This is a genomic window from Streptosporangium minutum (assembly GCF_002149035.1).
Taxonomy (GTDB): domain Bacteria; phylum Actinomycetota; class Actinomycetes; order Streptosporangiales; family Streptosporangiaceae; genus Streptosporangium; species Streptosporangium minutum.
Genome location: NZ_NGFP01000271.1, coordinates 1 through 12290, shown reverse-complemented (window position 1 = coordinate 12290; position 12290 = coordinate 1). Strand labels below are relative to the sequence as shown.

At 71.9% G+C, this 12290-nt stretch carries 14 protein-coding genes; 8 read left to right on the top strand and 6 right to left on the bottom strand.

Annotated elements, in window-relative coordinates; all coding sequences use genetic code 11:
* Window positions 1–996, top strand: a 996-nt coding sequence (locus tag CA984_RS37255; RefSeq protein WP_207621181.1) for a hypothetical protein, incomplete at its 5' end; no start/stop codon positions are given.
* Between the two features lie 150 nt (window positions 997–1146).
* Here the strand turns inward: CA984_RS37255 and CA984_RS37250 are convergent.
* From CA984_RS37250 to CA984_RS37230, 5 genes are all read right to left on the bottom strand, one after another.
* The gene (locus CA984_RS37250; RefSeq protein ID WP_086578094.1) at window positions 1147–1911 is read right to left on the bottom strand and encodes a helical backbone metal receptor; all 765 of its coding nucleotides are present in this window, start codon (window positions 1909–1911) and stop codon (window positions 1147–1149) included.
* Window positions 1908–5129, bottom strand: a complete 3222-nt coding sequence (icmF, locus tag CA984_RS37245) for a fused isobutyryl-CoA mutase/GTPase IcmF (protein WP_086578093.1) — start codon at window positions 5127–5129, stop codon at window positions 1908–1910. Before icmF ends, CA984_RS37250 begins: the two co-directional genes overlap by 4 nt.
* Before the next feature lie 108 nt (window positions 5130–5237).
* Window positions 5238–5495, bottom strand: a complete 258-nt coding sequence (locus tag CA984_RS37240) for a hypothetical protein (RefSeq protein WP_242676389.1) — start codon at window positions 5493–5495, stop codon at window positions 5238–5240.
* Window positions 5492–5827 carry an ArsR/SmtB family transcription factor gene (locus CA984_RS37235; protein WP_086578098.1) on the bottom strand — a complete coding sequence of 112 codons (336 nt, stop codon included), beginning with the start codon at window positions 5825–5827 and terminating at the stop codon, window positions 5492–5494. The genes CA984_RS37240 and CA984_RS37235 overlap by 4 nt, the downstream gene beginning before the upstream one ends.
* Before the next feature lie 2 nt (window positions 5828–5829).
* A complete protein-coding gene (locus CA984_RS37230) occupies window positions 5830–6024 on the bottom strand; it encodes a hypothetical protein (protein ID WP_086578092.1) in 195 nt (64 codons plus the stop codon).
* Between the two features lie 301 nt (window positions 6025–6325).
* Between CA984_RS37230 and CA984_RS37225 the strand changes: the two genes are divergently transcribed.
* A complete protein-coding gene (locus CA984_RS37225) occupies window positions 6326–6493 on the top strand; it encodes a DUF3073 domain-containing protein (RefSeq protein WP_086578091.1) in 168 nt (55 codons plus the stop codon).
* 33 nt (window positions 6494–6526) lie between these two features.
* Here CA984_RS37225 and CA984_RS37220 read toward each other — a convergent pair whose 3' ends face one another.
* Window positions 6527–7651, bottom strand: a complete 1125-nt coding sequence (locus tag CA984_RS37220; protein ID WP_086578090.1) for a TetR/AcrR family transcriptional regulator — start codon at window positions 7649–7651, stop codon at window positions 6527–6529.
* Between the two features lie 99 nt (window positions 7652–7750).
* Here CA984_RS37220 and CA984_RS48915 point away from each other — a divergent pair, with 99 nt between their 5' ends.
* The 6 genes from CA984_RS48915 to CA984_RS37190 all read left to right on the top strand — a co-directional run.
* Window positions 7751–8062 (top strand): cytochrome P450, encoded by a 312-nt coding sequence (locus tag CA984_RS48915; RefSeq protein WP_108724673.1) that lies wholly within the window; start codon window positions 7751–7753, stop codon window positions 8060–8062.
* A 63-nt stretch (window positions 8063–8125) separates the two neighbouring features.
* Window positions 8126–9421, top strand: a complete 1296-nt coding sequence (gene clpX / locus CA984_RS37210; RefSeq protein ID WP_086578089.1) for an ATP-dependent Clp protease ATP-binding subunit ClpX — start codon at window positions 8126–8128, stop codon at window positions 9419–9421.
* 205 nt (window positions 9422–9626) lie between these two features.
* Window positions 9627–10391 (top strand): IclR family transcriptional regulator, encoded by a 765-nt coding sequence (locus CA984_RS37205; RefSeq protein WP_086578088.1) that lies wholly within the window; start codon window positions 9627–9629, stop codon window positions 10389–10391.
* 94 nt (window positions 10392–10485) lie between these two features.
* The gene (locus tag CA984_RS37200) at window positions 10486–10947 is read left to right on the top strand and encodes a helix-turn-helix domain-containing protein (RefSeq protein WP_207621180.1); all 462 of its coding nucleotides are present in this window, start codon (window positions 10486–10488) and stop codon (window positions 10945–10947) included.
* A 121-nt stretch (window positions 10948–11068) separates the two neighbouring features.
* The gene (locus tag CA984_RS37195; protein ID WP_207621182.1) at window positions 11069–11719 is read left to right on the top strand and encodes a formylglycine-generating enzyme family protein; all 651 of its coding nucleotides are present in this window, start codon (window positions 11069–11071) and stop codon (window positions 11717–11719) included.
* Between the two features lie 298 nt (window positions 11720–12017).
* Window positions 12018–12290 (top strand): hypothetical protein (locus CA984_RS37190; protein ID WP_086578096.1); only part of this gene is annotated, 273 nt, incomplete at its 3' end.

Sequence of the window (12290 nt, the reverse complement as noted above, 5' to 3'; positions counted from 1 at the left end):
CCCGAGAACCCCGAGCCCCCCGGGTCCGGCGCCGTGCTGATCGCCGTGTCCTCCGAGGGCGCCGTGGTGCTCGACACGCGCGCGGGGGCCTTCCTGGGCGTCGACAGGACCGGACGGCGGATCTGGCAGGACCGGACGGCCTACCGGCGCGGATCGGAGGCCGTCTGTCTGGCGCGCTGCCCGGACGCCGTCTTCTCCGGCACGTGGGAGGCGTCCGGGCCCGACCCGTCTCCCTGGCGGCCCACGCCCGCCGGCGCCCGGCCCTTCCCCGGCACCGGTTCCTCGATCCGCCGGGTGCTGACGGCACGCTCCCCGTCCGATGCCGTCATCGCCGAGGGACCTCCGGACGGTGCGGGGCGGCTCCGCCTGGTGCGCACGGACGGCCCGCCCACCCGGATACCCGTGCCCGCGGCGGCCGGTGTCGTCTGGAGTGAGAACGCGACCCGCACGACGGCCCTCGCGGTGGCGCGCGGCCCCGGGGACAGGAGCGAGGTGCTGTGGTTCCGGCGCGACCGGCACGGGTGGCGGCCCCTGCCCGGCCATCTGCGAGCGGGTCCGGCATGGGGCGCCTGCACGGCGGGCCAGGGCGAGATCGCCGTGCTCGTGGGAGCCGAACCCATGCTGGTCCTGCGGCGCGCGCACCCGGTGCCGATCAAGACCGATCTGGAGACGACCGGCGAATGCGCCGCCGGTCGAGCCGGCGCGGTCGTGATCGCGCGCTGGAAAGACGGCCAAGCCCGTCCGCATACGGCCATCCGCGGAGTGGACGCCTCGGGCGCGCAGACCTGGGCTCGGGACATCCCCGCCGAAGTGCAGGTCAGGGCCGAGCCGTCCGGCAAACGGTTCGTCCTCGTGTACGGCGGCACCGCCGAACTGGTCGACCAGAGGGGGCGGACGACCGCGACGCACACGGGGGTGCTGTCCGCCGCCTACACCGCGACGGCGGAACTCGTCCTGCTGCGAGACGGCTACCGCGTCCAATGGCTGACGTCGTGACGTCATGCCGTGGTGAGGCGGCGCACCGCCTCGTCGGTCCGGAGAACGGCGGCCCCGGAGCCGGTCCTCATGTCCGCTTCCACGGCTCTTGACGCCCCCCTTCCGGCTACGGGGATCGGGGCGGCAGTCGCCTCGTCCCGGTCGATCGGGTCAGCCCCTGACCGTACGGCGCAGCTGGGCCGACAGCACGGCGGGAGCTTCGACGAGCGAGGGGCCGTACCACGTCAGGAAGCGCCCGTCGAGCAGGGCCGCGTCGACGCCGGGAAAGCTCTCGGGGCCGTCCTCCGCGGTGAAGCGGTACGGCTCGTCCGGCAGCACCACGAGATCCGGCCCGGCCTCCCTCAGCCGGTCGACCGGGATCTTCGGGTACCGCTCGGGATGGCCCGCGTAGAGGTTCTCGACGCCCAGCCGGGCCAGCACGTCACCGGTGAAGGTCTCCCCGCCGACGACCATCCACGGCCGGCGCCACACCGGGACGACCGCCCGGCACCACCGCTCGCGGGTCTCCTGCCGCCACGCGGCCTCCGCCTCGTCCAGCCAGGCCGGGCGGGGCAGGCGGCAGGCCCCGGTGAGCACGCGGTCCAGCGACGCCAGGGCTTCCCGCACGGTACGGATCACCGTCACCCAGACCGGGAGGCCGCGGGCCCGGAGCGCGTCGAGGTCGGCGGCGCGGTTCTCCTCGAAGTTGGCCAGCACGACGTCGGGACGGAGCGATCCGATCCGCTCCAGGTCCGGGTTCTTGGTGCCCCGGACCCTGGTGACGTCGAGGCCGGCGGGATGGCTGCACCAGTCGGTCGCTCCCACCAGCAGCCCGGGTGAGGTCGCCGCGACGGTCTCGGTGAGCGAGGGGACGAGGGAGACGACGCGGCGCACCTTCGCGGGGACCGGCACCGTGGCGCCGGTGTCGTCCCTCATACGTTGCGGCGGTACTGGCCGCCGGCCTCGAACAGCGCCTCGGTGATCTGGCCGAGGGAGCAGACGCGGGCGGCGTCCATCAGCACCGCGAAGGCGTTCTCGTCCGACATCGCCGCCCGGCGGAGCCGCTGCAGCGCCTGCGGGGCCTGCTCCGCGTGCGCCTCCTGGAAGCCGCGCAGCCGGTCGAGCTGGGACCGCTTCTCCTCCTCGGTGCCGCGGGCCAGCTCCAGCGGGCCGTGCTGGGAATCGCCGCGCGGGTTGCGGAAGGTGTTGACGCCGATGATCGGCAGGGAGCCGTCGTGCTTGCGGGTCTCGTACAGCATCGACTCGTCCTGGATGCGCCCGCGCTGGTAGCCGGTCTCCATCGCGCCCAGCACGCCGCCCCGGTCGGAGATGCGCTCGAACTCCCTGAGCACGGCCTCCTCGACCAGGTCGGTGAGCTCGTCGACGATGAACGAGCCCTGCAGCGGGTTCTCGTTCACGGCCAGGCCCCACTCGCGGTTGATGATGAGCTGGATGGCCATGGCCCGCCGTACCGAGTCGGGGGACGGGGTGGTGACGGCCTCGTCGAAGGCGTTGGTGTGCAGGCTGTTGCAGTTGTCGTAGATCGCGGTCAGCGCCTGCAGCGTGGTGCGGATGTCGTTGAAGTCCATCTCCTGGGCGTGCAGCGACCGGCCGGAGGTCTGGATGTGGTACTTCAGCTTCTGCGCCCGCTCGGCGGCGCCGTACCGCTCCTTCAGCGCCACCGCCCAGATGCGGCGGGCCACCCGCCCGAGCACGCTGTACTCGGGGTCCATGCCGTTGGAGAAGAAGAACGACAGGTTGGGCGCGAAGTCGTCGATCTTCATGCCACGGGCCAGGTAGGCCTCGACGTAGGTGAAGCCGTTGGCCAGGGTGAAGGCGAGCTGGCTGATCGGGTTGGCCCCGGCCTCGGCGATGTGGTAGCCGGAGATCGACACCGAGTAGAAGTTGCGCACCCCGTTGGCGATGAACCACTCCTGGATGTCGGCCATCATCCGCAGCGAGAACTCGGTGGAGAAGATGCAGGTGTTCTGGCCCTGGTCCTCCTTGAGGATGTCGGCCTGCACGGTGCCGCGCACGGTGGCCAGCGTCCGGGCGCGCAGCAGCGCGGCCTCGTCGGGCGCGGGCTCGCGGCCGTGCTCGTCGCGGAACCGGCCGAGCGCCTGGTCGAGGGCGGCGTTGAGGAAGAAGGCCAGGATGGTGGGGGCGGGGCCGTTGATGGTCATGGAGACCGAGGTGTTGGGCGCGGAGAGGTCGAAGCCGTCATACAGCGTCCTCATGTCGTCGAGCGTCGCGATCGACACCCCTGACGTGCCGACCTTGCCGTAGATGTCGGGCCGGAGCGCGGGGTCGTTGCCGTAGAGCGTGACCGAGTCGAACGCGGTGGACAGCCGGGTCGCCGGCTGGCCCTCCGACAGCAGCTTGAAGCGCCGGTTGGTGCGGAACGGGTCGCCCTCTCCGGCGAACATCCTGGTCGGGTCCTCGTCGTCCCGCTTGAAGGGGAACACCCCGGCGGTGAACGGGAAGGAGCCCGGCAGGTTCTCCGCGCGCAGGAAGCGCAGCAGGTCGCCGTGGTCCGACAGACGCGGCAGCGCGACGCGCGGGATCCGGTTCCCCGACAGCGTCGAGCGCCACAGCGGGGTCCGCAGCTCCCTGTCGCGGACCTTCACCACCAGCTCGTCGGCCTGGTAGGCCTCCGCGGTGGCGCTCCACCCCTCCAGAAGCGCCCGGCTGTCCGGATCGACCTCGGCGGCGGCGCGGTCGAGGAGCAGGTCCACGGCAGCGGTGTCGGCGCCCTCGGCGGCGAGGAGCTCGCGGACGGCGGCCAGTCTCTGGTGGCGACGCACCGCCTCCGCCTGGTCGCCGGTGCGGGCGTGGTAGCCGCGTACGGTGTCGGCGATCTCGGCCAGGTAGCGGGACCGGGCCGGCGGCACGATGCCCGCGGTGACCTCCGAGGTGGTGCCGTGCACCTCGGGGAGCAGGCGCGGGGTCGCGGGCAGCCCGTGCTCGCAGAGCAGGTCCCTGAGCCGCTGGTAGAGCGCGGTCACGCCCGCGTCGTTGAACCGCGAGGCGATCGTGCCGTAGACGGGCATCTCCTCGGGCGGGACCCCGAACGCCTCCCGGTTGCGCACCATCTGGCGGCGCACGTCGCGCAGCGCGTCCTCCGCGCCCCGGCGCTCGTACTTGTTGATCGCCACCACGTCCGCGAAGTCGAGCATGTCGATCTTCTCAAGCTGGGACGCCGCACCGAACTCCGGTGTCATGACGTACAGCGACACGTCGGCGAACGGCACGATCGCCGCGTCGCCCTGCCCGATGCCCGGGGTCTCCACGATCACCAGGTCGTGGCCCGCCACCTGGCAGGCCGCGATCACGTCACCGAGGTGCGCGGGCAGCTCCTGCGCCCCGCGGGTGGCCAGGGACCGGAAATAGGCGCCGCCTCCGGCCAGGCTGTTCATCCTGATCCGGTCGCCCAGCAGCGCTCCCCCTCCCCTGCGCCGGGTCGGGTCGACCGCGACGACGGCCACGCGCAGCTTGTCCTCGGAGTCGATCCTGATCCGGCGCAGCAGCTCGTCGGTGAGCGAGGACTTGCCCGAGCCGCCCGTGCCGGTGATGCCCAGGACCGGGACCCCGCGCCCGGACGCCGCGCTCCGCAGCGCCTGCAGCCATGCGGCGTCCGCGGCGCCGGACTCCACCGTCGTGATCGCGCGGGCCAGCGCCCGGTGGTCTCCGGTGACCACCTCGGCGAGCGGGGGCGGGCCGCCCGCGGCCAGGTCCACGTCGCACGCCTCGACGACCTTGTTGATCATCCCGGCCAGCCCGAGCCGCTGCCCGTCCTCCGGGGAGAAGACCCCGGCGACGCCGTGGGCGTGCAGCGTGTCGATCTCCTCCCGCACGATCACCCCGCCGCCCCCGCCGTAGACCTTGACGTGGCCGGCGCCGCGCTCGCGCAGCAGGTCCACCAGGTAGGTGAAGAACTCGACGTGGCCGCCCTGGTAGGAGCTGATCGCCACGCCCTGCACGTCCTCCTGGATCGCGGCGGTGACGATCTCGTCGACGGAGCGGTTGTGGCCCAGGTGGATGACCTCGGCCCCCTGGGACTGCAGGATCCGCCGCATGATGTTGATGGCCGCGTCGTGGCCGTCGAACAGCGCCGCCGCCGTGACGACGCGGACCGGATGGGCGGGAACGTGCACGGGGACTCCTTCGACCGACAGCCGAGTACGCCTCGCAAAATTACTAGGAAGCCCTAACAAATACTAGGACATCCTACTATTTTCCCGCCGGCGGTCCCGGCGGCGCTTTCAATTGAGGTCCAGCGCCATGACGATGGCCAGGCCGACGACGTGGATCAGCACGACGGTCACGATGAGGAAGACGAACACGAACCTCGCGGGTCCGTGCTCGAACTGCCTGCCCTCTTTCAGCGCGGGCCTCTCCGCCTGACGGTCGGCGATCCGCTCCTCGAGGGTCTTCCTCCTCCGGCGGGCCACGACGGCCTCCGGCTCGGCCGGCCGGCCGGCGGCGTCCCGGTGCGGCACGCCGCCGGTGTCCGCGCTCACCCGCGGGCCTCCGCCCGCAGCTCGGCCAGCAACTCGCCCTGGCCGGCCAGCAGCTCGGCCAGGATCCGGCGAGCGGCGACCATCAGATCGGCCACGTCGGCGGTGGACAGGGCGTACACGACGGTGGGGCCCTCCCGGGTGGCGGTCACGATCCCCGTGCGGCGCAGCACCGCCAGCTGCTGGGACAGGCTGGACGCCTCGACGTCGATCGCGGCCAGCAGGTCGCGGACGGGCAGGGGGCCGTCCTGCAGCAGTTCGAGCACCCGGATACGGACCGGATGGCCGAGCGTGCGGAAGAGCTCGGCCTTGGCCTGATACAGGGGCACCGTCACCGTCACCCTGTTCCGCCGGCGGGCCCGCCGCCCGCGTACCGAACGTCGACGCCGTGCCGGTCGGCGATCCGCAGCAGGTTCTCCAGCCGCCCGCCCAGGACCTCGACGGCGTGGTGGTCGAAGGCCTGCCGCATGACGCGCAGTTCGGCGTCGACCTCGTCGACGCGCGCCCGCAGCTCCGCCGCGAACTCGCTCATGCCCCCGCTCCCCGTAGATCCGACCAATCCCGGCACCTGGACAGTGAGCGCATGACACTCATGATGTGGCAAGTTGCATAATTGTTCAAATCATAAGGTTTCTAGGTACGATGCCCGCAGTGATATCTTCTCGGACGTCACCCGGCCGACTCGGATCCCGGGCCAGACCAGGCCGGCGCGGAGCGGGGATGCGCCGGGTGCGACGAGCAAGAGCTGGCCTAGGATGTCAAGCTGCGTCAGTCGGTAATGCGACAGTGACGAAAGGTCGAGCGCGACCTGCGTGCGTAGAGGGAGTACAGCCATGGGGCGGGGTCGAGCCAAGGCGAAGCAGACGAAGGTGGCTCGCGAACTGAAGTACGGCACTCACGACATCGATCTTGAGCGGCTGCGCCGGGAGCTCGGCTCCGGTGATGAGCCCGCGCCGGAGATCGAGGCCGACGACCCCGCCGACGGCCCGGCCGGCAGGTAGGCCCGGAAACCGGCGGGGCCACGGCCCGGCCGGCTACCCCTGGTGGCCCGTCGGCGACGGCTGGGGCCGGGCGGCCGGTGCGGCTCCACCGGCCGACGCGGCCGCGTGGCAGGCGCCGCGGCCGTCGGCTCGGGCGACGATCCGGCCCGTCTCGACACGGACGGCGACCTCGGTCCCGTCGCTGACGGCGGGCACACCGGCCGCCGCGGCGAGGGTGCCGGACTCGTCGTACACCACCTGCAGGCGCGGCCAGGCCGACGGCGGGAAGGCCCGGCGCAGGCAGTTGCGGAGGTCGGCGACGACCAGCCGTGCCAGCGGCGCCAGCTCGCCGGGGTCTCCGGTGACCAGGACGGCGGTGACCGCGGCCCCGGGCGACGCGGCCCGTACGGCCTCCTCGGCGGCCTCAAGCCGGTGCAGCCCGAGGATCGCCACCACGCCGTCGTCAGCGAGACGCGCGGGGACGCCGCGGATGACGTCCACGGCGGGCGGCGGGGACCACGGCTCGTCGGCGGGCCGGGCGCAYGGGATGTACGGGATGTGCGGGGGCCGCCACACGTCGCCCAGATCGAGGTCCACGAGCTGCTCGCAGATGCCGACGACGTTGAAGGGCTCGATGAAGCCGGGTGCGGCGGCGGCCATCTGGCCCGCGCCGTGCAGGGTCGTGAGCGCAGCCTCGGCCACGCACACCATACGGCCGGCGGACGTCGCCGGCGGACGCAGCCGTTCCAGGGCCAGTCCGAGCAGGATCGCGTCGAGTTTCATCAGCTGCGTGAACGGCCGCCGGGTCCGTTCGTCGGCGATGACCTCGGACATCAGGTCCACGCCGAGCCGGGCCGGGCCGTGCTCGTCGTCGGTGGCGAGGGGGAGCCGGGCGACCCAGGCGCGGGCGAACGCGCTGAGCGCCTCGCGGGCGGTGCGCTCCGGCTCCGGCTGCGGCGGCTCGGGGGCGCGCTCGGCGACGTCGGCCAGGACGGCGAAGTAGAGAGCCCGCTTTCCGGGGAAGTTGGAGTAGACAGCGCCGCGGGTGAGCTCGGCACGCTCGGCGATGCCGTCGATCTTGGCGTCGCGGAAGCCGCGTTCGGCGAACTCCTCCCTGGCCGCGGCCAGCACCCGGGCGCGGTTGCGCTCCTGCAGCTCCGCCCGGTTGAGCCGGTCCATCTTCCTCCTCGTCGCGGCGTTGCCCGTCCTGATCCAGGATACTTGGACCGCACATATGATGAGACCATCTGATCTGATCATTCGAGATCCGGAGCACGCATGAGCGAGGTCGGCGAAGATGCGAGCGGCGTCCCGGAGATCGATCCGACCGAGGCCGGGGTGCTGCGCGACCCGCGCGTGTTCGCCGACCCCGAACGGCTCGACATCAGCCGCGCGGCAGGAGCGCCGGGACATCTCGGATATGCTCACGGGCCACACTTCTGTCTCGGGGCCGCGCCGGCCCGGGTACGGACCGAGGTCGCGCTCGCCGCACTGCTGCGCCGCTTCCCCGGTCCGGCGCTCGCCGGCGTCCCGGGGCGCGTCCCCGACCCGGGCACGTGGCGCCTGGCGGCACTGCCCCTCACCCTCTGACCCCGGGCCTGGCCCGGCCCTTCCGCGTTCCGGTCCGCACAACCGTTGAGAAGAGGTTTCCGAGTGGCACGCATCGGTAAAGGCGACCCGCTGACGTGTTCTTTCTGCGGGAAGAGCCAGAAGCAGGTCCGCAAGCTCATCGCGGGCCCGGCCGGCGTCTACATCTGCGATGAGTGCGTGGAGCTCTGCAACGAGCTCATCGAGGAGGAGCTCAACGGGCCCCCCGGGGACGGGCCGCGTGATCTGCCGAAGCCACGGGAGATCTACGAGTTCCTGGAGCAGTACGTCGTCGGGCAGGAAAGCGCCAAGAAGACACTCTCGGTGGCGGTCTACAACCACTACAAACGCATCCAGCCGGGAGCCGCCGGGAACGGGCGGCCCGCCGCGGAGAAGGAGCCGGTCGAGCTCGGCAAGTCCAACATCCTGCTGATCGGCCCGACCGGCTGCGGCAAGACCTACCTCGCCCAGACGCTCGCCCGGATGCTCGACGTCCCGTTCGCGATCGCCGACGCCACCGCGCTCACCGAGGCCGGCTACGTCGGGGAGGACGTCGAGAACATCCTGCTCAAGCTGCTCCAGGCCGCGGACTACGACGTCAAGAAGGCCGAGACCGGCATCGTCTACATCGACGAGATCGACAAGGTGGCCCGCAAGAGCGAGAACCCGTCGATCACCCGCGACGTCTCCGGCGAGGGCGTCCAGCAGGCGCTGCTGAAGATGCTGGAGGGCACGGTCACGAGCGTGCCGCCGCAGGGCGGCCGCAAGCACCCGCACCAGGATTTCATCCAGATCGACACGGCCAACGTGCTGTTCATCGTCGGCGGCGCGTTCGCCGGCCTGGAGCAGATCATCGAGCAGCGGGCCGGCCGCAGGGGCGCCGGGTTCGGCGCCGCGATCCCCGCCCGGGAGGAGCAGGAGAATCGGGACGCCTTCGCCGATGTCATGCCCGAGGACCTGCTGAAGTTCGGGCTGATCCCGGAACTGGTCGGCCGGCTCCCGGTGCTGTCGACCTTCCAGCCGCTGGACCGGACGGCGCTGATGCGGATCCTCACCGAGCCGCGCAACGCGCTGATCAAGCAGTACCAGAAGCTCTTCGAGATCGACGGCGTCGAGCTGGAGTTCGCCGAGGGCGCCGTCGGCGCGATCGCCGAACAGGCGCTGCTCCGCCGTACCGGCGCCCGAGCGACCCGCGCGGTCCTCGAAGAGGTCCTGCTCAACGTGATGTACGAGGTGCCGAGCCGGGACGACGTGGCCCGCGTGGTGGTCAGCCGCGACACCGTGCTCGACAACGTCAACCCGACCCTGGTCCCGCGCGAGCAGCCCGACCGCAGATGGGAGCGCCCCGGGAAGTCCGCCTGAGGCATCCCCCGGCCGGCCCCCCGTCTTTCACGTCACTCGCGACGGCTCAGGTGCTCCCCCAGGTCGCGTTCAGATGGCCGGCGAGTGCGCCGCTGACGGCTCCCGGCCGCTCGACGCCGCCCGGCCTGAGTCCGCATGAGACGAGCATCCCGGCGCACACGGCGCAGGTGTAGCCTTCGCTTCCACTGGATGGAAGGAGTGGGGGATGGCCGGCGGCTCGCGCGATCCTGGACGGTCGGTGACCTCCCGCGTCCTGGCCATCCTCGGCGCCTTCGACACCGGCCACCCGCGCCTCACCCTGACCGACATCGCCCGGCGCAGCGGGCTGGCCCTGAGCACCGTCCACCGGCTGGTCGCCGAGCTTGAGGACTGGCAGGCGCTCAGCCGCACCCCGGACGGCCGCTTCCACGTCGGCCTGCGGCTGTGGGAGCTCGGCCAGCTCGCCGCCAACCGGCTGCAGGAGGTGGCCCACCCCTGGCTGCAGGAGCTGTTCGCCGACACCGGCGAGAACGTCCACCTGGCCATCCGCGACGGCCTCGAGGTCCTCTACGTCGACAAGGTGTACGGCCGGCGGGCCGTGCCCATCCTCTCCCGCACCGGCAGCCGCCTGCCCATGCACCCCACCGGCGTCGGCAAGGCGCTCCTCGCCGCCGAGGCCGACTGGTTCATCACCTCCTACCTGTCCCGCACCCTGGAGAGGCCCACCCCGCACACCATCACCGAACCCGGCAGGCTGGCCCGCGAGCTCAGGCGGGTCCACGCCCGGGGGTACGCGACCACCCACGAGGAGATGACGCTCGGCTCCTGCTCGGCGGCCGCGCCCGTCGTCGTGGACGGCCGCGCCGTCGCGGCGCTGGGGATCGTCGTCTCCTCCCACCGTGTCCGGGAGCTGCAACGCCTGGTCGACCCGCTCATGGCCGCGGCCGCCCAGATCTCCCACGCCTACAAGGCCGAGATCGTCCGGGACTGACGGCGGTCAGGTGGCGGGGACCATCCGTCCATGGCGTGCGGCATAGTGCCGCAAACTTCCCCATCACTCCTTATATGGCTTAGGTTAGGGACTGATGAGGGAAGAAATGTATTCGGTCGAGCAGGTGGCCGACCGGCTCGGCCTGCATGTGCGCACCGTGCGCGGCTACATCCGCGCCGGCCGGCTCAAGGCGGTACGGATCGGCAAGCAGTACCGGATCGCCCATGCCGACCTTGAGGCGCTGACCGGACGGCCGCAGCCCGCACCGGGCCGATCCGCCGGCGTCGCGCGGATGGAGGTGTCGAGCATCGTGCAGATCGACGGCATCGACCGGGCCTCGGCCGACCGGCTGGGCACGCTCGTCCTGGCCGGGGTGAACACCTCCCACGACCCCGCGCACCCGATGCGCGTCCAGACCGTCCACGACGAGGACCGCGACCGCATGAAGATCGTGATACTGGGCGGCGCCGCCGCCACCGCCGAGGTGCTGCACCTTCTCGAAGCCATACTCGACGACGGCAACGGCCTGCTCGTCCAGGAGGCCGACGGTGCCTGACGTGATGCGGGAGCGGGCCGGGGAGCCGGTGCTGATGGGCGACCCGGCCGGGCGGCGGGCGGCCACCGCGCAGGATGTGATGAGCCCTGAGCCGACGCCGCCCCGGGCGATCGCCGAGCACATGATCGGGATCCCTGCTGGGGAGATCGTCCTGCGGGACGAGGGCACGGAGACGGACTGGAAGGTCGAGGTCGGGGCCTTCCGGCTGGCGCCGTATCCCGTGACCCGCGAGCTGTACCGCGCCGTCCGGGGCGAGGCGCCTCCGAGCCCGGCGGGGCCGCGGACTCCGGTGACCGAGATCTCCTGGAAGGAGGCCGTCCGGTTCTGCAACCTGCTCTCGCGAGCGGCGGGGCTCGAACCCTGCTACTCGACGGGCGAGGACCCCGACGGGCAGGACGTGGTCTGCGACTGGGATGCCGACGGCTATCGCCTCCCCTCCGAGGCGGAGTGGGAGTACGCGTGCAGGGCCGGGACCTCCGGCGTCCGCTACGGAGAGCTGGACGAGATCGCCTGGTACCGCGAGAACTCCGGCGGCGAGGTGCACGACGTCGCGACCAGGGCGCCGAACGCGTGGGGCCTCCACGACATGATCGGCAACGTGTGGGAGTGGTGCTGGGACGTCTACGACCCCGAGGTCTATGGCCCGTACCGCGTGTTCCGCGGCGGTGGCGCGTACGACCCACCCCGCGGATGCCGGGCGTCGTGCCGCCGCAAGAGCCATCCGACTTTCCGCGTCGACGACCTCGGATTCCGGCTCGCCCGGTCGCGGTGAGCGGAGCGAGGGCTCCGTCGTAACCGGTCCGGCAGCTCAGAGACTGCCCGTACGGCGCAGAGGCGGCCCGTACGGCGCAGAGGCGGCCCGTACGGCGCAGAGGCGGATCGCGCGACGCAAACAAGGTTCGGCGGCGGGTCGGCGGCACCTGAGCGGCGCGACCCGGTCCGTGCCCGGTGGCAGGAAGCTGCCACCGGAGGGGAACTTGCTGACTCCGATCCGCCTGTTCCGCGGACCCCGGAAGGCGCAGAGTTGGTTGTACCGGAAGAGAACAACCACTCAGGAAAAGAGAAAAGAAATGAAGAACTCCACCGCCTCCCTCGCCAATTTCAACGTCGCCGCCAAGATCTCGGCCGCGATCGTCTCGGGTGTCATCGGATTCACCGCCCTCATCGGCGGCCAGGCCGTTTCCACCGCGGAGGGCACCACCTGGGACTCGGCCTCGTCGGTCATGGCGGGCACCACCTGGGACTCCACCGACGGCACCACCTGGGACTCGGCCTCGCTGCTCGCGGAGGGCACCACCTGGGACTCCGCCGGCGCCGACGGCACCACGTGGGACTCCACGGAC

Coding starts and splice junctions, on each gene's coding strand:
- CA984_RS37250 (WP_086578094.1), bottom strand. CDS start 1,911: ATGAGGGACGACACCGGCGCCACGGTGCCGGTCCCCGCGAAGGTGCGC.
- CA984_RS37230 (WP_086578092.1), bottom strand. CDS start 6,024: ATGAGCGAGTTCGCGGCGGAGCTGCGGGCGCGCGTCGACGAGGTCGAC.
- CA984_RS37225 (WP_086578091.1), top strand. CDS start 6,326: ATGGGGCGGGGTCGAGCCAAGGCGAAGCAGACGAAGGTGGCTCGCGAA.
- CA984_RS48915 (WP_108724673.1), top strand. CDS start 7,751: ATGAGCGAGGTCGGCGAAGATGCGAGCGGCGTCCCGGAGATCGATCCG.
- CA984_RS37205 (WP_086578088.1), top strand. CDS start 9,627: ATGGCCGGCGGCTCGCGCGATCCTGGACGGTCGGTGACCTCCCGCGTC.
- CA984_RS37200 (WP_207621180.1), top strand. CDS start 10,486: ATGAGGGAAGAAATGTATTCGGTCGAGCAGGTGGCCGACCGGCTCGGC.
- CA984_RS37195 (WP_207621182.1), top strand. CDS start 11,069: ATGATCGGGATCCCTGCTGGGGAGATCGTCCTGCGGGACGAGGGCACG.